This is a genomic window from Nonomuraea sp. NPDC049637 (assembly GCF_040675235.1).
In the GTDB taxonomy this organism is placed as follows: domain Bacteria; phylum Actinomycetota; class Actinomycetes; order Streptosporangiales; family Streptosporangiaceae; genus Nonomuraea.
Genome location: NZ_JBFAOM010000007.1, coordinates 134,796 through 156,324 on the forward strand (window position 1 = coordinate 134,796; position 21,529 = coordinate 156,324).

Here is a 21,529-nt window from a genome sequence, read left to right on the forward strand (position 1 = left end):
TCCTCCTCATCAGGTTCTTCACCAGGAGGACGGGACAGCCCCGGCGGATGTGACAGGAAAACCCGGCCTATCGCAGCGAGATGTCACCGGTCTCCGGCAGGGCGAGCAGGCAGAGCAGGCTCAGCAGGGCCATCGCCGAGACGTAGAGGCCGACGCCCATGACGCCGAGGCCGCTCGTCTGCAGGCTGGTGGCGACCAGCGGCGGCACCGCCCCGCCCAGCACGCCGCCGAGGCTGTAGGCGACCGAGGCGCCGCTGTAGCGGAACTCCGTCCTGAACAACTCGGGCAGGTACGCCCCCATCGGCCCGAAGATCAGCCCCATCAGCCCGAGCGCGCCGGCCAGCGCCACCCCGGCCAGGACGACCGACCCGGTCTCCATCAGCGGGAACATCACCAGCCCCCACGCGACGGCGACGGCCGTGCCGGTGAGGAGGGTGCGGCGGCGGCCCAGCCGGTCGCTGACCACCGCCGAGACGACCGTGCCCGCCGCCATGAACAGCACGCCGATCATGGTCAGGGTCAGCATGGTGGTCTTCGGGATGCCGAGGGTGGCGGTGCCGTAGGACAGGCAGTAGGTGGTGGCGGTGTAGAAGAGCGTGTAGGCGACGGTCATCGCCCCGGCGGCGAGCAGCACCCGCCGCCACTGGTGGCGCATCAGCCCGGCGAACGGCACCTTGGCGATGCGGCGCTGGTCGAGTGCGGCCCGGAAGACCGGCGTCTCGGAGATCCGCAGCCGCACGTACAGGCCGACGACCACGAGGAGCAGGCTGGCCACGAACGGCAGCCGCCAGCCCCAGCCGCCGAACTGCTCGTCGGTCAGCGTCTCGCCGAGGATCAGGAACAGCCCGTTGGCCACGATGAACCCGGCCGCGGGGCCGAGCTGGGGGAACATCGCGTACAGACCGCGCCTGCCGGGCGGGGCGTGCTCGGTGGCCAGCAGCGCCGCGCCGCCCCACTCGCCGCCGAGGCCGATGCCCTGGGTGAAGCGCAGCAGCACCAGCAGCACGGGCGCGGCCACGCCGATGGCCGCGTACCCCGGCAGCAGGCCGATCGCCACCGTGGACAGACCCATCACCAGCAGCGAGACGACCAGCATCGACTTGCGCCCGACGCGGTCGCCCCAGTGGCCGAACACCGCCGACCCGAGCGGACGCGAGACGAACGCCACCGCGAACGTCGAGAACGCGGCCAGCCGGCCGGCCACGGGGTCCATGCCGGAGAAGAACGCGGTGTTGAGCACCAGCGCGGCGGCGGTCCCGTAGATGTAGAAGTCGTAGAACTCGATCGCGGTGCCCATGAGGCTGGCCATGGCGATCCTGGTCGTGCTGGGCGCGGAGGCCCGGGGGGAAGTCTTCACTTCGCGGCTCACTGTCCGGACTGACACCTTGTCAAGCGGTACAACGACGCTACCACCTGCGCAATGTCACACAGCCGCCCGATAGATTCGACGGCGAATGTCACCTTTCGGGAGGAACGCACCTTGGCCGTGGAACTGGTCATCTTCGACTGTGACGGGGTGCTCGTCGACAGCGAGCGCATCTCGGTACGCGTGGGCACCGCCGCCCTGCGCCGCCTGGGCTGGACGATCGACGAGACCGAGTACGCCGAGCGCTTCGTCGGCTGCAGCAACGAGTACTGGGACGAGCAGGTCGGCGAGACGCCCCCGGGCTGGCACGACCAGATCACCCAGGAGTACCTGGCCGCTATGGAGGCCGAGCTGCGTGCCATCGAGGGCATCGAGGCCGCCCTCGACCGCCTGGACATCCCCTACTGCGTGGCCTCCAACGGCCGGCACGCCAACGTCCGCAACAGCCTGGAGCTGACCGGTCTGGCCCGGCGTTTCGACGGCCGCGTCTTCAGCGCCGAGGACGTCGCCCGCGGCAAGCCCGCCCCCGACCTGTTCCTGCACGCCGCGGCGACGATGGGGGCCGCGCCGGAGGGGTGCGTGGTGGTCGAGGACAGCCCGTTCGGGGTGCAGGCGGCGATGAGCGCGGGGATGCGCTGCCTGGCGTTCGCGGGCGGCCTGACGCCTCCCGCCCGCCTGTCCGGCCTCGGCGCCACCCTCTTCCACGACCCCACCACCATCCCCGACCTGATCGCCGCCCTCTGACCCCCGCCGCGGAAGCGGCCGCTCACCTCACCCGCGCCACCCTGGCCGCGGCACCCTGGCCGCGACCGCCCTGACAACCGTCCTCCCGACGGCCCCGGACGCCCCCACCGCCCCGGTCACGCCTCGCCGTATCGGGCAGGCGGGCAGGCGGGGTCGAGGCGGTCGGCGGCGCGGCGCAGCGAGTGTGCGAGCCGCGCCCGTACGGCGGCCCGCTCCGGATCCCGCCTGTGCGGCGCCCCTGGCAGGGCCGCGTCGAGCGAGCCGCGGAACCCCATCGCCGTCCGGTGCGCGAGAACCTGCATGGCATCCATGTCTCTCCTCCTTAATCAATTAAGACCTTAATCAATTAAGAACGCACCGGCAAGGCGTTCGATACGGTTGGACGATGGCAAGGGTCACCCTGCAGACGATCGCCGACAGGCTCGGCGTGTCCCGCGCCACCGTGTCGTACGCCTTCTCCCGGCCCGACCAGCTCAGCGACGGGCTGCGGCGGCGCATCCTGGAGGTGGCCGACGAGCTCGGCTACGCGGGCCCCAACCCGACGGCGCGCTCGCTCCGGCTCGGTCGCGCCGGCGCGCTCGGCCTGCTGTTCAGCGAGACGCTGGCCTACGCCTTCGCCGACCCGTACGCGCTCGGGTTCTTCCAGGGGCTGGCCACGGCGGCCGAGGAGGCGGGCGTGGGCCTGCTCATCCTGCCGCTGCCGCACGGCGACCGGCGCAGCGACACCGTGCGCGACGCGGTGGTCGACGCGTTCTGCGTGGTCTCGCTGCCCGACGGCCATCCGGCGCTGGCCGAGGTGCTGGCCAGGAAGCTGCCCGTCGTGGTGGTGGACGAGCCGTACGTGCCCGGCCACCCCTTCGTCGGCATCGACGAGCCGGCCGCCGGGGCCGCCGCCGCCGCGCACGTGCTCGGCCTCGGGCACCGGCGCGTCGCGGTGGCGATGGTCGGCCTGCACGACGACGGCCACACCGGCTGGGCCGACCGCGCCCGCCAGGAGGGCGCGGTGTTCGCGGCGATGCGCGCCCGGCGCGGCGGCTACCAGACGGCCTGCGAGCAGGCCGGCCTCGACTGGGACGACGTGCCCTTCTACGAGGTCGCCAGGAACTCGCGGGAGGCGGGCAGGAAGGCCGGCCACGCGCTGCTGCGGCTGGACCCCCGGCCCACCGCGATCCTGACCAACACCGACGTGCTGGCCCTCGGCGTCCTCGACGCGGCCGCCGACCTGGGCCTCGACGTGCCGGGCGAGCTGTCGGTCGTCGGGTTCTCCGACAGCGCGGCGCAGGAGGCGGGGCTCACCACGATCCGGCAGGCCAAGCAGGAGATCGGGGAGGCGGCCGGGCGGCTGCTGCTGTCGGGGGCCGCGGCCCGGCCGGAGCGGCGGCTGTTCCCGTACGAGCTGGTCGTGCGGGCCTCGACCGCGCCGCCGCCTAGCTGACCAGGGTCGAGCCCCTGCGGGTCTTGCCCACCTTGAGCTGCACGGGGATCCGGGTGCGCAGCTCGCCGACGTGGCTGACGATGCCGACCGCGCGGCCGCCGTCGCGCAGCCCGTCGAGGATGTCCAGCACGTCGTCGAGGGTGTCCTCGTCGAGGGTGCCGAAGCCCTCGTCCACGAACAGCGTGCCGACCTCCGCGCCGCCCGCCTCCGCCGTGACCACGTCGGCCAGGCCGAGCGCGAGCGCGAGCGAGGTGATGAAGCTCTCGCCGCCCGACAGGGTCGCCGGGTCGCGGTCGACCCCGGTCCAGGCGTCGGCCACCTTCAGGCCCAGGCCGCCGCCGGAGCGCGCGCGGGATCCGGCGGTCTTGCGCAGGTCGTGCCGGAGCAGGTAGCGGCCGGACGACATGTGGTCGAGGCGCTCGTTGGCGGCGTCGACCACCTGCCGGAGCCGCTCGCCCAGCACGAACGACGTCAGGCTCATGTTCCACTGGTTGTCGCCGGACGTGCCCGAGGCCAGCGCCGCCATGCGTTCGGCCAGCCGGTGCCGCTCAGCCGCGGGACGCCACCGCTCGATGCGTGCGGCCAGCTCCTCGCGCAGCTCGGCGAGGCGGGCGGCCCTGGCCGCCGCCCGGTCGCGCTCGCTCGCCAGCCGCGTGTGCGCCTCCTCCGCGGCGTCTCTGCCGGCCTCGGCGGCCGCCAGGTCGGGCGCGGGCTCGGCGGCCGCGGCGATCAGCTCAGGGTCGGCGAGCAGAGCGGTGACGGCGGCGTGCTGGTCGTCGAGCCGCCGCAGCAGCTCCGCCTTGCCCTCCCGCTCGGCCGGGCTCCGGTAGGCCTCCTCGGCCTCCCGCACGTCGGCGAAGCCCGCCTCGGCCGCCGCCCGCCCGGCCGCCCCGGCCGCGGCGTCGAGCTCGGCGGCCGCCGCGACCGCCGCCCTGGTGGCCTCCAGCGCCTCGCGCAGCAGCTCGGCCTCGTCGTTGAGCCTGGACAGGCGGGCCGTCAGGGTCGGGTCACCGCCCCTGGCCGCGTCGAGCCGCGCGCCCAATCGCCCGGCGTCCGCGCTCAGCTCCTCATGTCTGGTACGGCCGGCCGCCACCCGCGCCGCGATGCGGCGTCCGCGCTCCTCAAGCTCGGCGCGTTCGCGGCCGAGCGCGGCCACCTCGGCCGCCAGCCCCGCCTCCCTGGCCGCCACCGCCGCCAGCCGCCGCACCTCCTCCTCGGCCGCGGCCAGCACCCGCCTCCCGTCGAGCTCCCCCAGGGTCTCAGGGCTGGCATCCGCCGCGAGCGGGCGCTCCGCGTGCACGGTCTCGGGGTGCAGGGTCTGGGTGAGACGGGTGTGCAGGCGGGTGCGTTCGGCGGTGAGCCGGGTGCGGTGGGCGTGGTGGGCGGCGAGCGCCTCGGCGATCTCCCGGGCCCGGTCGCGGACGTGGTCGCGCTCGCCTTCGAGGCGGTCGAGCGCGTCGGCGAGGGCGGGCTCCCGGTCGGCGACCGACCGCAGCCGGGCCAGCTCCTCCTCGGCCGCGAGCACGCGCCCGGCCGCGGTGTCGGCGGACAGCCCCTCGGTGGCCGCCGAGGCGTCGGCGAGCCGGGACTCGATCGAGGCCAGGGCGCGTTCGGCGGCCTCCCGGTCGGCGGCGGCCGCCTCGTGGGCGGTCTCGGCGGCGTGCTCGTCGTCGGGCGAGGGCGCGCTGGGGGCCGGGGCGGCGGGCACGGGATGGTGCTCGGAGCCGCACACCGCGCACGGACGCCCGTCGGTCAGGTCGCGGGCCAGCTCGGCCGCCATGCCGTCGATCCTGGCCTGACGCAGGTCGAGCCAGCGTTCGCGGGTCTCCTGGGCGCGGTCGACCAGGACCTGGTGGGCGGCGGCGGCCGACTCCAGCTCGGCGGCGAGGGCGTCGCGGCGATGCGCGGCCTCCAGGACGGAACGGGCGGCGTCGAGCCGGGCGGCGGCGGCGGGCACGGCCGCCGCCTCGGCGCGCACCTCGGCCAGGGCGGCGCCCGCCGCGGCCAGCCGGGCGGGCAGCTCGGCCTCGGCCGCCGCCACCTCGGCCTCGCGCTGGGCCAGCGCTTCCAGCTCACCGGCCAGCGCGCCGAGCTCCCGGTCGACGTCGATCAGGTCGGCGGCGGCGTCGCGGACGGCCTGGGCCGCCGGGATGCGCGCCGCGGCCACCCGCGCGTCGGCCAGCCTGCCCTCGGCCTCCGCGATCAGGCCGGGCAGGACGGCCAGCCGCGCGGCGACGGTCTCGTCGGCGCTGACCAGCTCGGCCAGCTCCTGCTGCACCCGCGACAGGTCACGCCGGACGACCGACAGCCGGGCCTCCTCGGTGAGCAGCTCCGACAGGCGGGCCAGCTCGGCCCGGCGCTCCCGCTCCAGGCCCTCCAGCTCCTCCACCGACGGCTCCGCGCCACCCGCCGGCCCCTCGACGCTCTGCGCGGGGCGGCGGGTGAGCAGGGGCCGGGCACGGGCCAGGGCGTCGGCGACCATGGCGCGGGCCTTCGCGGCGGCCTCGGCGCGCTGCCGGGCGGCCGTGATGAGCGGGAGCACGCGGTCGGCGCGGGCGGCGTCGTCGATGACGGCCTGGAGGTCGGCGCGTTCGTCGGCGCGCTCGTCGAGGGTGCGGCGCAGGGTCAGGGCCTCGGCGTGGCGGCGGCGGCGTTCGGCGAGGGCGGCGGCCTGCTCGAACCGCGACCGCGCCGCGCGTACGGCGTCGCCGGCGGCGGCGTGCCGCTCCTCGCACCCCTGGACGACGGCCCGCGCCGCGTCCAGCAACGCGCCGGCCCACCCGAGCGGATCGTCCGCCGCCGACGGCAGCCCCCCGTCCCCGCCACCGCCGTCCGACGCGGAGGCCAGGAGGGGGCCGGCGGCTTCCTCCAGGCGTTCGACGGCGAAGGCGACCTCGCGCCCCAGCTCCTGCTCCTCCCGCCCGGTGGCCCGCCGCCGCTCGGCCAGCCACGCCTCGGCCTCGGTGAACACCTTGACGGTGAACAGCCGCTCCAGCAGCCGGGCGCGGTCGTCGCCGTCGGCGCGCAGGAACTTGGCGAAGTCACCCTGCGGCAACATCACCACCTGGCAGAACTGCTCGGCGTTCATCCCGAGCAGCCCGCCCACCAGGTCGCCCGCCTCGTCGAGCCGGGTCGTGAGCCCCTGCCAGGCGGCCCCGCGGCGCTCCTCGACGACGACCTTGGCCTTCTCCTCGGTGAACCCGGTGCCGCGCAGCTTGGGACGCTGCCACGCCGGCGACCGCCGGATGCGCAGCGAACGCCCGCGGATCGTGACCTCCAGCGTCACCGAAGGGCCGGTGCCGGCGGGCGCGTGGTCGCAGCGCAGGCTGCGGGCGCTGTTGCGCTGGCCGGGCACGACGCCGTAGAGGGCGAAGCAGAGCGCGTCGAGGATCGTGGTCTTGCCCGCCCCGGTGGGCCCGTGGATGAGGAACAGGCCCGCCTCGGTGAGGGCGTCGAAGTCGACCGTCTCGGTGCCGGGGAAGGATCCGAAGGCCGTGAGGGAGAGCCGGTGGGGCCGCATCTACGCCGTCGTCTCCTTCATCCGCGACGCCTCGACCGCCTGTCTGAGCAGGTCTTCCTCCTCGGGCGCGGCGGGCTCGCCGCGCACCTCGCGGACGAAGTCGAGGGCGACCTCGGCCTCGGGCCGCCCGCTGACCTTCACCGGCCCGGCGGCGGGCGCCGCGCCCACCGGCTCGAACGACAGGGCGAGGGCGTGCGGGAACCGGGCCCGCAGCCGGTCCATGGCCTGTTTGGGACGGACGGCGTCGGTCAGGGTGATCTGCAGCCAGTGGTCTTCGTAGGCGGCGAAGGCGGGCAGGGTGAGCAGGTCGTCGAGGTCGCCGCGGAGCCGCCCGACCGGCCGGGGCACGGGCGCGGGCACGAACTCGGCGCCCGAGCCGAGCGTGACCAGCCAGCAGCCCTTGACGTGGCCGGCCTCGGAGAAGGAGTAGGCCAGCGGGGAGCCGGAGTAGCGCACGGTCTCGGACATGCGCTGCCGCCCGTGCAGGTGGCCGAGGGCGACGTAGTCGACGCCGTCGAAGGCCGACAGGGGCACGTGGGACACGCCGCCCACGCTGATGTCGCGCTCGCTGTCGCTGGCCTGCCCGCCGGTCACGAAGCAGTGGGCCAGCACGACGGCGGCCCGATGGCGGACGGCGTCGGCGCGCACGCGGCTCATCGCGTGGGAGATCGCGGCGGTGTGGCCGCGATCGGGCAGCTGCCAGGGGGTGCGCACCAGCTCGGGCTCCAGGTAGGGGATGCCGTAGAAGGCGACGTCGCCGACCAGCACCGGCTCCCACGACAGCGCGGGCTCGGTGCGGACGTGCACGCCCGAGGACTCGAACAGCGCCGACCCGAACCCCAGCCGCAGCGCCGAGTCGTGGTTGCCGCTGATCAGCACCACCCGCGCCCCGGCGGCGCGCAGGCGGGCCAGCGCGTCGGAGAGCAGGGCCACCGCGTCGACCGGCGGCAGGGCGCGGTCGTAGACGTCGCCGGAGACGGCCACGACGTCGACCCGCTCGGCGCGCACCGTCTCGACCAGGTGGTCGACGAACGCGGCCTGCGCCCCGAGCAGGCTCTCCCGATGGAAGGAGCGCCCGAGGTGCCAGTCGGAGGTGTGCAGGATCCGCATGTCGCAGGAAGCTAACATCTCTCACCGACAAATGCGGCCCCTCCTGTCACAGAAGCCGGGAGTAGGCTGGATGATCGGCGGGCAAACCAACGCACATGGGGAGGCCGATGCGCACTGGCCGTGGCACCTTGAGCGTCGCCGCCGGCCTGGTGCTGGTGGCTCTCGCGTCGGTCGGCTACGTGTTGCCGCCCGCGTTCGACCCGCCGCCGCTGAAGGCGGATCCGGCGTTCGCCGCGATTCCCCCGCAACCGGCGGAGGAGCTGCGCCCGGTGGTGGCGGCCACCCCGGTGCGGCGGGAGGAGATCTCGCTGCCGGCCGAGGGCCAGCGCCTGGAGGGCACCTTACGCGTGCCGCTCTCGCCCGGCCCGCACCCGGCGATGGTGTTCGTGTCGGGGTCGGGCAACGGGTCGCGGACGGAGTTCACGCCGCAGGCGGAGTTCCTGGCCAGGGCGGGCGTGGCGACGATCGCGTTCGACAAGCGGACGGTCGACTACGACTTCCGCGACCGCGACTTCGGGCTGCTGGCCGACGACGCGCTGCGCATGGTGGAGTACCTGCGCACCCGGCCGGAGGTGGACGCCTCGCGGGTCGGGTTGTGGGGGGTCAGCGAGGGCGGCTGGGTCGTGCCGATCGCGGCGGCCAAGAGCGCAGCGGTGGGCTTCGCGGTGCTGGTCTCCTCGCCGAACGTCTCGCCGCTGCGGCAGGTCGCCTGGGCCCTGAACGAGCAGTTGCTGCGGCTGCACGCCCCCATCGGCGCCCGCGACCTGCTGACCAGGGCGATGGGCGGCGTCGGCTTCACCTTCCTGCGTTACGACGCGATGCCGGCCTTACGCCAGGTCAGGCAGCCGGTCCTGGCGTTCTACGGCACGACCGACCCCTCGATCCCCTTCGTGGAGTCCACCAAGGCGCTGGTCACGGCGCTCGGCGAGGCGGGAAACGACCGGTACACGATCCGCTTCATGGACAAGGGCGACCACGCGATGCGGGTCAACGGCGGCCCGTTCACCAAGGGTTACCTGGAGACGCTGGCCAACTGGATCACCGGCCTGCCGGGCACCGCCAGGCCGTCGGTGCACATGGCGGGCAGCACGCCGGTCCAGCGCTTCGAGGCCAGCGACGTGCCCGCGGCCCCCTGGTACGCGGGCGGCACGATGCTCGGGCTGACCGTCTGCCTGGCCGCCGTCGGGTACGTGGCGGGCCCGGTGGCGGCGATGGTCGTCCGGCTGCGCGGGCACGGCAGGCAGCCGGTCGAGACCAACGCCCGGCTGTGGCCGCCGATCAGGCGCAGGCTGCGCAGGATGGCGTGGACGGGCCTCGGCCTGCTGGCCTCGGTCGTGGCGTTCATCATGCTGCTGGTGCTGTTCTCGGTGAACCAGGCGGGCGCCTGGCCGGCCGTGCTGGCGGGCTGGCTGGTGGTCCGCGTGCTGGCCGCGCTCATGCTGATCCAGGAGGTCACGGCGGTGGCCGCGTACGTGTCGGCGCTGCGCGAGGGCATGCAGCCCACCCGGTGGCAGTACGTGGCGATCGGCGGCGTGCTCGGCGGCACCGGGCTGCTCCTGGTGGCGGCGGCCTACTACGGCCTGTTCTCGTTCCCCTGGTAGGCGGTCATCCAGCGGTCGAGCTCGGCGAAGACCTGCTTGCGCGCGGGCTCGGCCGACAGCACCAGGTCGTGCACGCCGTCCTGGATGCGCACGCAGGTGACGTGGGGGCCGATCGAGGTGGCCCAGCGGGCCATGTGCTCCGGGTCGAGCACGATGTCGGCCGAGCGCGCCTCGGGCACGAAGTCGCGTACCCGCAGGCCCGTGGAGGAGGCCAGGACGAGCACCGGCACGTCCACCGCCAGCCCGCGGTGCAGCCGCCGCTGGGCCCGCCGGATGGCGGCCAGCCACATGGCGTGCACGGAGAACCCGACCAGCGGCTTGAGCTCCAGGTCGTAGTCCCATTCGCCCTGTTCGGTGCGGTGCAGGCTCTGGCCGTAGGCGGTGCTGATGCCGAGGGGCAGCGGCCGCCGGACGTAGGACATCGGGGTCTTGAGCAGGTCGGCGGCCAGCCGGAGCGGGGCCGGCACGTTGAGGTCGAGGAACGGGCTGTTGAGCACGAGCCCCTGCACCAGGCCCCGGCCGCGGACCCGGTCGGCCCACAGCGCGGCGATCAGGCCGCCGGTGGAGTGGGCGTTGACGGTCAGCTCGTCGTGGTCGCGGCGGATGAGGCGGACTGCCTCGTCGATCTCGGGGAAGTGGTCGGTGACGCTCCTGATCAGCCCCCTGGTCTGGTGCGGGAGCAGTGAGCGGCCGTACTTGCGCAGGTCGAGGGCGTAGAAGTCGATGCCGCGCTGGACGTAGTGGTCGGCCAGATGGTCCTGGAAGAAGTAGTCGGTGAACCCGTGGACGTAGAGCACCGCCCTGCGCGAACCGGTCTTCCTGGAGATCAGGGTCGCGACGACCTCGCCCTCGAAGTCGGGCTGCATGGGGAGAACGGTGATCTCGTACATATCAGACAGAATATGGATTGTCCGGCCATGTGGGGACGCCGGGCGGAAGGTCGGTGCTCACCTTCATCGGGAAGTCGGCCGGGCGCTTCTCCAGGAACGCCGTCACCCCCTCCACCGTGTCGGCCGCGCCCCCGAGTTCGGCCATGAGCCGGGAGTCGGCGGCGTGCGCCTCCCACGGCGAGGCGGCCGACAGGCCCGACCACATCAGCCTGCGCACGGCGGCGACGGAGACGGCCGAGGTGTTGTCGGCGATCTCGCGGCCCAGCGCGTACGCGGCGGGCAGCAGCTCCTCGTCCGGCAGCACCCGCGACACCAGGCGGCCCTCCAGCGCCTCGGCGGCGGGGAAGACCCGGCCGGTCACCGCCCACTCCATGGCCCTGGAGATGCCGACCACCCGCGGCAGGAACCAGCTCGACGCCGCCTCCGTGACGATGCCGCGCCGGGCGAACACGAACCCGAACCTGGCGCTCTCGGCGGCCAGCCGGACGTCCATGGGCAGCGTCATCGTGACGCCCACGCCCACCGCCGGGCCGTTGATCGCGGCGATGACCGGCTTGAGCGAGGCGGCGATCCGCAGCGCGACCGTGCCGCCGCCGTCGCGCGGCGCGCCCTCGACCAGCTCGGCCGGCTCGGCCTGCGCCCGGTGGCCGAACGTGCCACCGCCGCCGCCCAAGTCGGCCCCCGCGCAGAAGGCCCGCCCGGCCCCCGTGACGACCACCGCGCGCACGTCGTCGTCGGCGTCGGCGAGGTCGAACGCGCTGATCAGCTCGGCGCGCATGGTCAGGGTGAAGGCGTTGAGCCGCTCGGGGCGAGACAGGGTGATGGTGGCGACGCGATCGGCCACGTGGTACTCGATCTCGGAGAAGGCCATGACCCGAATCTTATTCGGTTTCCGATGTTCATCCTCCGATAAAGACATATTTCGCATCCAATGCGTAGGCTGCCCGCGCTGTCCGTGCCTGCGGGTTACGGTGGAGTTCGGGAAACGGGGATGGCGTGCAGGGTAAGGAACCGGTGAGCGCGGGAGCGGTCCTCGGCTGGCTGGCGCTCTCGGCGCTGGCGCCAGGGGCCGCGCATCTGCGCGCCGGCCGGCGCACGGCCGGCCTGATCCTGCTGTCGTGCTACTTCGCCGGTCTGCTGGCGCTGCTGGCGCTGGCGCTGACGACCGACAACCTGCTGGGCGCGCTGACCCAGGACTCGTGGCTGACCGCGATCGTCGTCGGAGCCGCGGCGCTGGGCGTCGCCTGGTTCGCGGTGATCGTGCACTCCTTCGTGGTGCTGCGTCCCGGGCGGCTGCCGCAGAACGGCCAGATCCTGGCCGGCACCCTCGCGGGGCTGCTCGCCGTCGCCGTGGTGGTGCCGTTCGGGCTGGTCGCGCAGAACGTGTGGACGTACCAGAAGACCCTCGGCGACATCTTCACCGGCCCCGAGCCGGCCGAACCCGCCGTCCCGGCCGGGCAGGAGCCGCCGCAGGACCCGTGGGCCGGGCGGGACCGGGTCAACATCCTGCTCCTCGGCGGCGACGCCGACGACAACCGCACCGGCGTGCGCACCGACAGCATGAACGTCGCCAGCATCGACGTGAAGTCCGGCAACACCGTGCTGGTCAGCCTGCCGCGGAACCTGGAGAACGTGCGCTTCCGCCCCGGCACGCCCATGGCCCAGCGGTTCCCGGACGGCTTCCGGCTGCCGCCCGACCCCGGCGGCGGCCGCAGCGACCTGCTCAACAGCGTCTGGGAGTACGCCGACGCGCACCCGGAGATCTTCGGCGGCCGCCGGCAGCAGGGCCCGCAGGTGCTCATGGACACCATCGGCTACACCCTCGACCTGAAGATCGACTGGTACGCCCTGGTCAACATGTGGGGCTTCGCCCGGCTCATCGACGCCATCGGCGGCATCACGCTCACCGTCGAGCAGGACGTGGTGTTCGGCAAGTACAACGAGGGCCTGGTCAAGGCCGGCACCAGGAAGCTCAAGGGCGCCGACGCGATGTGGTACGCCCGCTCCCGCACCTTCAGCGACGACTACACCAGGATGCGGCGGCAGCGCTGCGTGCTCGGCGCGCTGCTGGACCAGGCCGACCCGGCTACCGTGCTGGCCCGGTTCAACCGGATCGCGCTGGCCACCAAGGAGCTGATCAGGACCGACATCCCGCGCTCGATGCTGACGAACCTGGTGCCGCTCGCGCTCAAGGTCAAGAACGCGAAGGTGACGAGCCTGCAGTTCGTGCCGCCGCTGATCCGCACCGGCTACCCCGACTGGGACAAGATCCGCCGGCTGACCGCCAAGGCCGTGCGCGACTCGGCCGCGGCGACATCCGCCGTCGCGGCCTCGGCGAGCCCGTCGGCCACGGCGTCGGCCACCGAGGGTTCCTCTCCCCGGAAGTCCGGCAAGCCATCCGCGCCGCCGACCAAGGGGCTCACCGAGGGATGTGGAGCGGGTTGAGCCGGACGCCCTGACGACCCGGTCACGGATGGCATGCTGGGGGGGCACCGGCAAACCTGGAGGAGATTCGCGATGTCCCACCCCCTCGGCAGCTCACCCGCCGTCCGGCGCACCCCTCTCGACGCCGAGGAGAGAGTGCGGGCCGAGGCCGGTTTCGTCCCCCTCGTGGCCCAGCAGCTCACCGAGAACGGGCGGTTCAGGGTGAGCGCCGACAGCGCCGAGCTGGTGGAGGTGTTCCAGGGGGTCGCCCGCAAGGTGGGCGAGCTGCTCGGCCGCCCGGTGGTCAGCTACTCCAACGGCCGCTACATGGTGATCACCTTCGCCCAGGACTCACCGGTGGGCTGAGGCGGGGCTGCGGTCCAGCAGGGCGCGCAGGATCCGGTGGGGGTGCGTCCACAGCAGCGCGCCCCCGGCGCCGGGCACGACGTGCCGCACCGCTCCCGGGATGCGGGCGGTCAGGCCCTCCCCCAGGTCGGGCGAGTGGGTGGCGTCGAGCTCGCCGTACCAGACGTCGACCGGCGCCGTGATCGACGACAGGTCGATGCCCCAGCGGCCCATCGCCAGGACGGTGTCGCGGGCGTAACCGGCCGGCCCCTGCGCGAACGCCTCCCCCAGCGCCTCGCGGTATCCGGCGGCGAACTCGGGCCGCTGGTAGACGGCCAGGTCGCAGGCCGGGCTGCCGCCCATCACCAGGTCCCACATCGCCTGCGGGGTGAAGCCCGCGAAGATCTGCTCGGCGGCCTGCGGGTCGTGCGTGGACAGGTCCGACAACTGCCGCAGCTCGGCGGGCAGCGCGCCGGCGAAGCGCGGGTCGGCCACCTCGTCGGCGGCCGAGACCAGGGCCAGCGCGCCGGTCACGCCGGCGGCGGCGCAGGCGAGCGCGAACGGCGCGCCCTGCGAGTTGCCGACCATGGCCGGACGCCCGAGGCCGCGCAGCCCGGCGAAGACCCCGACGTCGGCGGCGAAGTGGGCGAACGTGCGGCCCGGCGCCGGGGTGGAGACGCCCAGACCGGGCCGGTCCAGGGAGATCAGGCGCACGCCGAGGTCGTCGGGGGCCGCCGCGCCCATGCCGAGCCGGCGGCTGGTGGCCGCGCCAGGGGAGAGCAGGACGGGCCTCCCGTCCGGCGGCCCCCACTCGGCCCAGCCCAGGAGGCGGCCGTCGGGCAGCCGTTCGGCGCCCGTGCGGGAAGGAGGTTCGACCACGATGTCCATGCGCCCATCATCCCGTGCGCACCTGTAGGCGCTTCCACCGGTTTTCCGTGGCACGCCGGGTCACCCGACAGGTGAATCCGCAGGTCATCCTGCACACTGGGCTTGTGCTCATCGATCTCGTTCCGCCCTTCGAAGGGCGTCACTGTGAGACGACCACCGCCGGCACGCTGCTGCGGCACGCGGGCGTGGAGCTGTCGGAGGCGATGCTGTTCGGGCTGGGCGAAGGGCTGAGCTTCATCTACTGGGACAGCGGCTCGCTGGACGTCCCGCTGATCGGCGGGCGGGTCAAGCCGCACGCGCTCACCGAGAAGCTGGCCGCCGCGCTCGGGTTCACGCTGGACACGCAGGAGACCTCCTCCCCCATCACGGCCTGGTCGAACGTCCGCCGCCATCTCGACGAGGGCGCCCCCGTCGGGATCCGGCTCGACTGCTACCACCTCGACTACGTCCGGACGCCCTACCACTTCGGCGGCCACTACGTGGCGATGATCGGCTACGACGAGGGCCACGCCCACCTCGTGGACACCGCCCAGCACGGCACCCGCAACCGCGTCCCGCTCGACTCGCTCGAACGGGCCCGCGCGGCGACCGGGCCGATGACGGCGCACAACCTGTCGTACACGCTGGGGCCGTGCGCCGAGCCCGACCTGCCGCAGGCCGTCAGGACGGCCGTGCGGTCCACCGCCGCCGCCTTCCTCAACCCGGCGATGAGGAACGTCGGCTACCGGGGCATCGAGCAGGCCGCCGCGCTCATCCCCACCTGGCTGGAGCGCGGGCCGACCGCGCAGCTCACGCGTACGGCCAACCTCATGGAGCGAGGCGGCACGGGCGGCGCGTTCTTCCGCAACCTCTACACCGAGTTCCTGGCCGAGGCCCAGATGATCGCGCCCGGCAAGGCCCTGGAGACGGCCTGCCAGGCGTACATGGCGCTGGCGCCCAAGTGGAGCGAGGTGGCCGACCTGCTGGCCCAGGCCGGGGAGACCGGCCGGCAGCAGCCGCTCGACCAGGCGGGGGCGCTGCTGTACGACCTGGCCGTGCGCGAACGGCTGGCCATGGAGACGCTGTACGAGGCCGCGTAGCCGGACTGAGGGTCAGCGGTGGCGATCAGGCGGGCCGGTCAGGCGTGGAAGGACTCCTTGGCCAGGCGGACGAGGCGGGTCTCGTCGATCGTGTGGCCCAGCCCGGGCTGGGTGAGCGGGACGGCGATGACGCCCGCGTTCGCGCCCACCAGCGGCGTGACGATCTGGTTCTGCTTCGGCGGCTGGGTGACGTCGCACGGCAGCGTGCAGCCGGGCAGGCTGGCGACCGCCACCGTGGCCGCCCTGGCCAGGCCGGCTCCCTGGCCGCCCGCGCACTGGATGTCCCAGCCGGCGGCGGCGGCCCGGTCGTGCGCCCGCCGGGCCTCCGACAACGACGGGAAGGCGGTGGGGCGCAGCAGGAGCACCCTGGCGGCGCGCAGGGTCAGGTAGTCGTCCAGCTCGGCGGTCGAGCGCACCTCGACGGCGACCGAGGCGGCCACGTCGTCCTGGAGCGCGGCGTGCGCGTGCACGTCGCCGAGCGGGAAGGGCCGCTCGATGACCTCCAGGCCGTAGGAGTCGAGGGCGACGAGCTGGCCGAGGTCGGTGTAGGCGTTGCCGCCGTCGACGGCCAGGGTCAGGGCGGGGTAGGCCCGCCGCACCGCGCGTACCGGCTCGACGTCCCAGCCGGGCCTGATGTCGAGGGTGACGTGCCCGTAACCGGCGCAGACCTGCTGGTTGACGCGGGCGACGAGGCTCTCGACGGACGGGTCGGGCGCCAGGCGCACGGTGGCCATCACCGAGGTACGGGTGCCGCCGATCGCGTGCGCGAGCGGCACGCCGCGCATCCTGGTCCACAGGTCCCAGCAGGCCATGTCGACGGCCGGATCGCCGCTCGGCACGGCGTCGGGGTGTTCCCAGTCGACGCCGATCAGCAGCGCGGCCAGCGATTCCTCCAGCCGCGACCAGGCCTTGGGCTCCGGCGAGACGGCCTCGCCCCAGCCGGTCATGCCGCCGTGGTCGGTGAGCTTGACGAGCAGGCTCTCCGACCTCGCGCCGTACGGCAGGACCAGCCGGAAGACCTCCAGCTCCCGCACTCGCGGCATGAACCCCCCTTAAGCCATGACGAGAGAGTCGTCGCGCCTGGTGAAGGCCATCCACGCCGATGCGTTTGGCAGCGTTCTCAGCACTATGACGTTCTCATCACTATGACGCGGTCCCTTCCATAGTGCCTGCCTTGGCGGACTGCACAAAACGGGGGGCCAGCACGAAGGCCAGGACGGCGAGCACGACGGTGAATCCGAGCCCCACGGCGTAGTTCTCGCCCGTGGCGGTGAACAGGGCGCCGCTGACGGCGACGGCCACGACGGTGAACACCGACTCGCCGACGCCCACGGCCGCGCTGTTCTGCCCTTCCTCGCCCTCCTTGGACATCTCCAGCACCAGCACGGACACCGTGGGGTGCAGCGCGCCGATGCCCAGGCCGGAGATGGCCATGGCGACGTAGGCGATCGCGATGGGCAGGGAGTCGACGAGCACGAGCGACACCAGCGCGATGCCGACGGCGATCATCGCGGCGCCGCCGCGGATGGCGGTCATGTGGCTGATCGTGCCGCGGCCCTTGATCCACGAGCCGGTGGACCAGCCGAGCGCCCCCACCGTGAGGACGACGCCCGCGCCGGTGGCGGTCAGGCCGCGCTCCTTCATCAGCATGAGCGGGATGAGCACCTCGGCGGCCATGAGCGAGCCGTAGGCCAGCCCGCGCAGCACGGGGGCGGACGGCAGGCCGCGGGCGGCGCGCAGCGAGCCGGGCAGCAGCAGCTTGGGCAGGGCCACGGCCAGCAGGACGACGCCGGCCACGAGCAGCGGCAGGCCGTCCAGCTTCGCGGCGCTGCCGTACTGGATGAGAGCGGCGGCGACGGCGGTCAGCGTGGCCCAGACGAGCTTGCGGCCGATGCCGGGAGCGGGTTCGGCGGAGCCGCGCTCGGCCGAGCGGCCCGCGGTGCCGCGCCACAGCAGCAGCGCCGCCGGGATGACCAGCGCGGAGACGCCGAGGAAGATCCACCGCCAGCTCACGTTCTCCACGACGAACCCGGCGATGGCCGGTCCGATCATGGAGGGCACCACCCAGGCGGCCGAGAACAACGCGAACACCTTGGGATGCATGGCCCCCGGGAAGACCCGGGCGACCAGCACGTACAGGGAGACCTGGATCAACCCGGCGCCGAGCCCCTGGATGAACCGCCCGGCGACCAGCACCTCCATCGTCGGCGCGAACCCGGCGACCAGCAGCCCGGCGACGAAGGCGACCACGCCGACGGCGATCGGCTGCACCGGCCCCCGCACGTCGCTCCACCTGCCGCCGAGCACGGTCGCGATCACGCTGGCCGCGAGGGTGGCGCTGAAGGCCAGGTTGTACAGGGGCATGCCGTCAAGATCGCGGGCCACGATCGGCATCGCGGTCGCCACCGCCATCGCCTCGAAGGCCACCAGCATGACGAGCGCGACCAGGCCGACGCTGAGCGCCCGGTACCGCGCGGACAACACCCCGGCCGGGGCCGGGGCGACGTCCTCGATCGGATCAACAGTCGTAGTCATGACCGTAAAGCTACGAGGAGGCCCGGTTCGGCACATCGGGCGCGGGGCCTAGGCAATTGGGCCTAAGGCATGCGCGACTCGATGCCGTCGAGCATCAGTTCCAGGCCGTAGCGGAAACGTTCCTCGCCGCCGGCGGCGACCAGGTCGTCGATGTGCTCGACCAGGTAGGGGAAGCGGTCGCGGGGCAGGGCGCGGTAGTAGTCGGCGACCTGGCCGACGAAGGAGGCGAAGTACTCCTCCTGCGAGGACATGCCGGCGGCGCGCATCCGGCTGATGTGCACCGAGCCCTCGTAGGCGTCGCCGATGAGGTAGAGGGACAGGCGGTCGAGGCACAGGGCGGCCTCGCGCGGCGGCATGCCGGCCTCCACCAGCAGCCCATAGACGAACTCGCCGGTGCGCAGGGAGTTGCCGCCCGAGGGGATGTTCGCCAGGGCCGCCCTGGCGACGTCGGCGTGCCTGTTCAGCACCCGGTAGACCTCCAGCGCGTACGACCTGAGCTGGTCCTTCCACCGGGCCGGGTCGCGCTCGGGCAGCCGGATCTCGCCGAGCACCCGGTCGTAGACCAGTTCGAGCAGCTCCTCCTTGTTGGCCACGTGCGCGTACAGCGAGGCGGGGCCGGTGTCGAGCTCCTGGGCGACGCGTCTCATGCTGAGCGCGTCGAGCCCTTCGGCGTCGAGCACGCGCAGCCCGGTCTCGACGATGAGCTCCTGGCTGAGCTGCCGCCTGATCTGCGGTTGCTTGCGGGACTTGCGCCACGGCGGCACCGGCACGACTTCTTCCTTGCTCCCCATGGCGAACACTGTACTTGACACGAACGCTGTTCGCCACTAAAACAGTGTTCGTAAACGAACAGTGTTCGTACTTAAGAACGGCGTTCTGAAGGAGTTCCTGTGACAGTGACCAATGCGGGGCAGGCCACGGAGGCCGTCGCGCCCTACCGGTGGCGCTGGGCCGCCCTTTTCGTGATCCTGGCCGCCGAGGTGATGGACCTGCTCGACGCGCTGATCACCACGATCGCCGCCCCCACCATCCGCGCCGACCTGGGCGGCAGCGACAGCCTCGTGCAGTGGCTCGGCGCCGGCTACACGCTGGCCATGGCCGTCGGCCTGGTCACCGGCGGGCGGCTCGGCGACCTGTTCGGCCGCAAGCGCATGTTCCTCATCGGCGCGTTCGGCTTCACCGCCGCCTCGCTGCTGTGCGGAGTGGCGGGCAGCCCCGAGATGCTCATCTCCAGCCGGGTGCTGCAGGGCCTGTTCGGCGCCGTGATGTTGCCGCAGGGGCTGGGGCTGATCAAGGAGATGTTCCCGCCGCAGGAGATCGGCAAGGCGTTCGGCATGTTCGGGCCCGTCATGACGATCTCGTCGGTCGGCGGCCCGGTGCTGGCCGGCTGGCTGGTCGACGCCGACTTCTTCGGCACCGGCTGGCGCATGATCTTCCTGATCAACCTGCCCATCGGCCTGGCCGCCGCCGTCGCCGGCATCCGCTTCCTGCCCGAGTTCCGCCTCTCGAACGCCACCAGGCTCGACCTGGTCGGCGTCGGCCTGGTCTCGGTCGCCGGGTTCCTGCTGATCTACCCGCTGATCCAGGGCCGCGAGCTCGACTGGCCCGCCTGGACGTTCGTCTCGATGGCCGCCTCGCTGGTCGTCTTCGCCCTGTTCGGCAGGTACGAGTCGCGCCGCGCCGCGTCCGGCAAGGACCCGCTGGTCACCCCCAGCCTGTTCCGCAAGCGGGCCTTCTCCGGCGGCCTGGTGGCCGGTCTGGCGTTCTTCTCCGGCATGATCGGCCTCAGCCTGGTCTTCAGCATCTACATGCAGGCCGGCCTGCACTTCAGCCCGCTCAAGGCGGGCCTGGCCAGCCTCCCCCAGGCGGTCGGCGGCGTGCTCGGCTTCGGCCTGGCCATGTCGGGGCTCCAGGAGAAGCTGGGCCGCGGGCTGCTGCAGATCGGCGTGGCCGTCATGGCCGCCGGCGCGGCCGTGCTCGGGGTGACCATCCAGCTGGCCGGCACCGACGTCGGCGTCTGGCAGCTCGCCCCCGGGCTGGCGCTGGTCGGCATCGGCATGGGCCTGACCATGGCGCCGTTCTTCGACATCGTGCTGGCCGGCGTCGAGCCGCACGAGTCGGGGTCGGCCTCGGGCACGATGACCGCCGTCCAGCAGCTCGGCGGCGCGCTCGGCACCGCCGTGCTCGGCACGCTCTTCTTCAACCTGCTCAAGCACGAGTGGAGCTTCGGCTCGGCGATGCAGGTGACCGTCTGGGTGGAGGTCGGGCTGCTGGCCGTGACGTTCGCCCTGTCGTTCCTCATGCCGCGCAGGGCCCGTCCCGAACAGGCCGGCCACTGAGCGCTGCCCCGGCCGCGGCTCCCCTGCGGGGGGGGGAGCCGCGGCCGTTCGCGTGCCCGGGTCACGGGCTGACGCGGCGTTCGGAGCCGCCGTCTTCTGCGTGCACCGCTCAGGTGCTGACGTGGCGTTCGGCCCAGCGCGCGATGTCGCGGCGTTCGATGGCGGCGGCCATCAGGTCGGGGAAGGCGTCGGGGGTGCAGGCGAACGCGGGCACGCCCATCGCGGCCAGCGCGGCGGCGTTGTCGTGGTCGTAGAAGGGCGCGCCCTCGTCGGAGAGCGCGAGCAGCACGATCACCTGCACGCCGGCCTGGGTCATCGCCGCCACCCGGCGCAGCATCTCCTCCCGCACGCCGCCCTCGTACAGGTCGCTCACCAGGACGAAGACGGAGTCGGCCGGGCGGGTGACGAGCCCCTGGCAGTAGGCGATCGCCCGGTTGATGTCGGTGCCGCCGCCGAGCTGGGTGCCGAACAGCAGCTCGACCGGGTCGTGCAACTGCTCGGTCAGGTCGACCACCGCCGTGTCGAACACCACCAGCGACGTCTTCAGCGACCGCATCGAGGCCAGGACCGCCCCGAACACGCTCGAATACACCACCGAGGCCGCCATCGAACCGCTCTGGTCGATGCAGAGCACCACCTCGCGCTGCACCGACCGCTGCCGGCGCGCGTAGCCGACGAGCCGCGACGGGACGACCGTGTTCCGGTCGGGCAGGTAGTTCTTGAGGTTGGCCCGGATCGTCCGGTCCCAGTCGATGTCGGCCACCCGCCTGGGCCGGTGGGTGCGCGCCGAACGGTCGAGCGCGCCCGTCACCGCCGCCCTTGTGCGGTCGGCCAGCCGGCGTTCGAGCTCGTCGACGACCTTGCGCACCACCGCCCTGGCCGACTCGCGGGCCTGCGCGGGCATCACCCGGTTGAGCGCGAGCAGCGTGCCGACCAGGTGCACGTCGGGCTCCACGGCCTCCAGCATCTCCGGTTCGAGCAGCAGCCTGGTGAGGTTGAGCCGCTCGATCGCGTCCTTCTGCATGACCTGGACGACCGTGGACGGGAAGTACGTGCGGATGTCGCCCAGCCAGCGGGCCACCCGCGGCGCGGACGCCCCGAGGCCGCCCTCGCGCCGGCTCTGCCCCTCGCGGCCGTCGTGGTCGTAGACGGCGGCCAGGGCCGCGTCCATCTGGGCGTCGGCACCCTGCAGGGCGCAGCCGGTGCCGTCGGCGTCGCCGCCCCCGAGCACCAGCCGCCACCTGCGCATGCGC

Annotated in this window: 18 protein-coding genes; 7 read left to right on the forward strand and 11 right to left on the reverse strand. The window is 73.4% G+C overall.

Annotation, left to right across the window (positions count from 1 at the left end; all coding sequences use genetic code 11):
- Positions 1-67: 67 nt before the first annotated feature.
- Positions 68-1,357, reverse strand: a complete 1,290-nt coding sequence (locus tag AB0J71_RS12610; protein ID WP_364414121.1) for an MFS transporter — start codon at positions 1,355-1,357, stop codon at positions 68-70.
- Between the two features lie 129 nt (positions 1,358-1,486).
- Between AB0J71_RS12610 and AB0J71_RS12615 the strand changes: the two genes are divergently transcribed.
- Positions 1,487-2,110: an HAD family hydrolase gene (locus tag AB0J71_RS12615; RefSeq protein ID WP_352321485.1), complete on the forward strand. Its 624-nt coding sequence runs from the start codon at positions 1,487-1,489 to the stop codon at positions 2,108-2,110.
- A gap of 116 nt (positions 2,111-2,226) precedes the next feature.
- Here AB0J71_RS12615 and AB0J71_RS12620 read toward each other — a convergent pair whose 3' ends face one another.
- A complete protein-coding gene (locus AB0J71_RS12620; protein ID WP_364414123.1) occupies positions 2,227-2,421 on the reverse strand; it encodes a hypothetical protein in 195 nt (64 codons plus the stop codon).
- A 74-nt stretch (positions 2,422-2,495) separates the two neighbouring features.
- Here AB0J71_RS12620 and AB0J71_RS12625 point away from each other — a divergent pair, with 74 nt between their 5' ends.
- A complete protein-coding gene (locus AB0J71_RS12625; RefSeq protein ID WP_352321480.1) occupies positions 2,496-3,545 on the forward strand; it encodes a LacI family DNA-binding transcriptional regulator in 1,050 nt (349 codons plus the stop codon).
- On the opposite strand, the gene AB0J71_RS12630 is transcribed toward AB0J71_RS12625, so the two are convergent.
- Positions 3,538-7,065 carry an AAA family ATPase gene (locus AB0J71_RS12630; protein WP_364414125.1) on the reverse strand — a complete coding sequence of 1,176 codons (3,528 nt, stop codon included), beginning with the start codon at positions 7,063-7,065 and terminating at the stop codon, positions 3,538-3,540. The genes AB0J71_RS12625 and AB0J71_RS12630 overlap by 8 nt on opposite strands.
- Positions 7,066-8,175 (reverse strand): exonuclease SbcCD subunit D, encoded by a 1,110-nt coding sequence (locus AB0J71_RS12635; RefSeq protein WP_364414127.1) that lies wholly within the window; start codon positions 8,173-8,175, stop codon positions 7,066-7,068.
- Positions 8,176-8,282: 107 nt separating this feature from the next.
- Here AB0J71_RS12635 and AB0J71_RS12640 point away from each other — a divergent pair, with 107 nt between their 5' ends.
- Positions 8,283-9,776 (forward strand): prolyl oligopeptidase family serine peptidase, encoded by a 1,494-nt coding sequence (locus tag AB0J71_RS12640; RefSeq protein ID WP_364414129.1) that lies wholly within the window; start codon positions 8,283-8,285, stop codon positions 9,774-9,776.
- On the opposite strand, the gene AB0J71_RS12645 is transcribed toward AB0J71_RS12640, so the two are convergent.
- Together AB0J71_RS12645 and AB0J71_RS12650 are read right to left on the reverse strand one after the other, a co-directional pair.
- Positions 9,749-10,666 carry an alpha/beta hydrolase gene (locus AB0J71_RS12645; protein ID WP_352323449.1) on the reverse strand — a complete coding sequence of 306 codons (918 nt, stop codon included), beginning with the start codon at positions 10,664-10,666 and terminating at the stop codon, positions 9,749-9,751. The genes AB0J71_RS12640 and AB0J71_RS12645 overlap by 28 nt on opposite strands.
- A 1-nt stretch (position 10,667) precedes the next feature.
- Complete coding sequence (locus AB0J71_RS12650; RefSeq protein WP_352323448.1) at positions 10,668-11,537, reverse strand: enoyl-CoA hydratase-related protein; 870 nt, start codon at positions 11,535-11,537, stop codon at positions 10,668-10,670.
- A 143-nt stretch (positions 11,538-11,680) separates the two neighbouring features.
- Here AB0J71_RS12650 and AB0J71_RS12655 point away from each other — a divergent pair, with 143 nt between their 5' ends.
- Entirely contained in the window at positions 11,681-13,111 is a 1,431-nt protein-coding gene (locus AB0J71_RS12655; RefSeq protein WP_352323447.1) for an LCP family protein, read from the forward strand.
- Between the two features lie 72 nt (positions 13,112-13,183).
- A complete protein-coding gene (locus AB0J71_RS12660) occupies positions 13,184-13,456 on the forward strand; it encodes a hypothetical protein (protein WP_352323446.1) in 273 nt (90 codons plus the stop codon).
- Here AB0J71_RS12660 and AB0J71_RS12665 read toward each other — a convergent pair.
- On the reverse strand, positions 13,442-14,323 hold the full coding sequence (locus AB0J71_RS12665) for an alpha/beta hydrolase (RefSeq protein WP_364414131.1): 882 nt from the start codon (positions 14,321-14,323) through the stop codon (positions 13,442-13,444). The two genes, AB0J71_RS12660 and AB0J71_RS12665, sit on opposite strands and share 15 nt — an antisense overlap.
- A 104-nt stretch (positions 14,324-14,427) precedes the next feature.
- On the opposite strand from AB0J71_RS12665, the gene AB0J71_RS12670 reads away from it, so the two are divergent.
- A complete protein-coding gene (locus tag AB0J71_RS12670; RefSeq protein ID WP_352323444.1) occupies positions 14,428-15,402 on the forward strand; it encodes a BtrH N-terminal domain-containing protein in 975 nt (324 codons plus the stop codon).
- A 38-nt stretch (positions 15,403-15,440) separates the two neighbouring features.
- Here the strand turns inward: AB0J71_RS12670 and AB0J71_RS12675 are convergent, their stop codons facing one another.
- The 3 genes from AB0J71_RS12675 to AB0J71_RS12685 all read right to left on the reverse strand — a co-directional run bounded on the left by AB0J71_RS12675 (position 15,441) and on the right by AB0J71_RS12685 (position 18,728).
- Positions 15,441-16,445: an enolase C-terminal domain-like protein gene (locus AB0J71_RS12675; RefSeq protein WP_352323443.1), complete on the reverse strand. Its 1,005-nt coding sequence runs from the start codon at positions 16,443-16,445 to the stop codon at positions 15,441-15,443.
- A gap of 100 nt (positions 16,446-16,545) precedes the next feature.
- Complete coding sequence (locus AB0J71_RS12680) at positions 16,546-17,937, reverse strand: MFS transporter (RefSeq protein ID WP_352323442.1); 1,392 nt, start codon at positions 17,935-17,937, stop codon at positions 16,546-16,548.
- 62 nt (positions 17,938-17,999) lie between these two features.
- On the reverse strand, positions 18,000-18,728 hold the full coding sequence (locus AB0J71_RS12685) for a TetR/AcrR family transcriptional regulator C-terminal domain-containing protein (RefSeq protein ID WP_352323441.1): 729 nt from the start codon (positions 18,726-18,728) through the stop codon (positions 18,000-18,002).
- A gap of 99 nt (positions 18,729-18,827) precedes the next feature.
- Between AB0J71_RS12685 and AB0J71_RS12690 the strand changes: the two genes are divergently transcribed.
- Positions 18,828-20,276, forward strand: a complete 1,449-nt coding sequence (locus AB0J71_RS12690) for a DHA2 family efflux MFS transporter permease subunit (RefSeq protein WP_364414133.1) — start codon at positions 18,828-18,830, stop codon at positions 20,274-20,276.
- A 109-nt stretch (positions 20,277-20,385) separates the two neighbouring features.
- Here the strand turns inward: AB0J71_RS12690 and AB0J71_RS12695 are convergent, their stop codons facing one another.
- The gene (locus AB0J71_RS12695) at positions 20,386-21,525 is read right to left on the reverse strand and encodes a VWA domain-containing protein (protein WP_352323453.1); all 1,140 of its coding nucleotides are present in this window, start codon (positions 21,523-21,525) and stop codon (positions 20,386-20,388) included.
- Positions 21,526-21,529: the final 4 nt, after the last annotated feature.

Bases quoted from the DNA above. Each gene is read 5' to 3' on its own strand.
- AB0J71_RS12660 (WP_352323446.1), top strand. From the start codon at position 13,184: ATGTCCCACCCCCTCGGCAGCTCACCCGCCGTCCGGCGCACCCCTCTC.
- AB0J71_RS12665 (WP_364414131.1), bottom strand. From the start codon at position 14,323: ATGGACATCGTGGTCGAACCTCCTTCCCGCACGGGCGCCGAACGGCTG.
- AB0J71_RS12645 (WP_352323449.1), bottom strand. From the start codon at position 10,666: ATGTACGAGATCACCGTTCTCCCCATGCAGCCCGACTTCGAGGGCGAG.
- AB0J71_RS12695 (WP_352323453.1), bottom strand. From the start codon at position 21,525: ATGCGCAGGTGGCGGCTGGTGCTCGGGGGCGGCGACGCCGACGGCACC.
- AB0J71_RS12650 (WP_352323448.1), bottom strand. From the start codon at position 11,537: ATGGCCTTCTCCGAGATCGAGTACCACGTGGCCGATCGCGTCGCCACC.
- AB0J71_RS12625 (WP_352321480.1), top strand. From the start codon at position 2,496: ATGGCAAGGGTCACCCTGCAGACGATCGCCGACAGGCTCGGCGTGTCC.
- AB0J71_RS12635 (WP_364414127.1), bottom strand. From the start codon at position 8,175: ATGCGGATCCTGCACACCTCCGACTGGCACCTCGGGCGCTCCTTCCAT.
- AB0J71_RS12675 (WP_352323443.1), bottom strand. From the start codon at position 16,445: ATGCCGCGAGTGCGGGAGCTGGAGGTCTTCCGGCTGGTCCTGCCGTAC.
- AB0J71_RS12630 (WP_364414125.1), bottom strand. From the start codon at position 7,065: ATGCGGCCCCACCGGCTCTCCCTCACGGCCTTCGGATCCTTCCCCGGC.
- AB0J71_RS12640 (WP_364414129.1), top strand. From the start codon at position 8,283: ATGCGCACTGGCCGTGGCACCTTGAGCGTCGCCGCCGGCCTGGTGCTG.
- AB0J71_RS12680 (WP_352323442.1), bottom strand. From the start codon at position 17,937: ATGACTACGACTGTTGATCCGATCGAGGACGTCGCCCCGGCCCCGGCC.
- AB0J71_RS12620 (WP_364414123.1), bottom strand. From the start codon at position 2,421: ATGGATGCCATGCAGGTTCTCGCGCACCGGACGGCGATGGGGTTCCGC.
- AB0J71_RS12685 (WP_352323441.1), bottom strand. From the start codon at position 18,728: ATGGGGAGCAAGGAAGAAGTCGTGCCGGTGCCGCCGTGGCGCAAGTCC.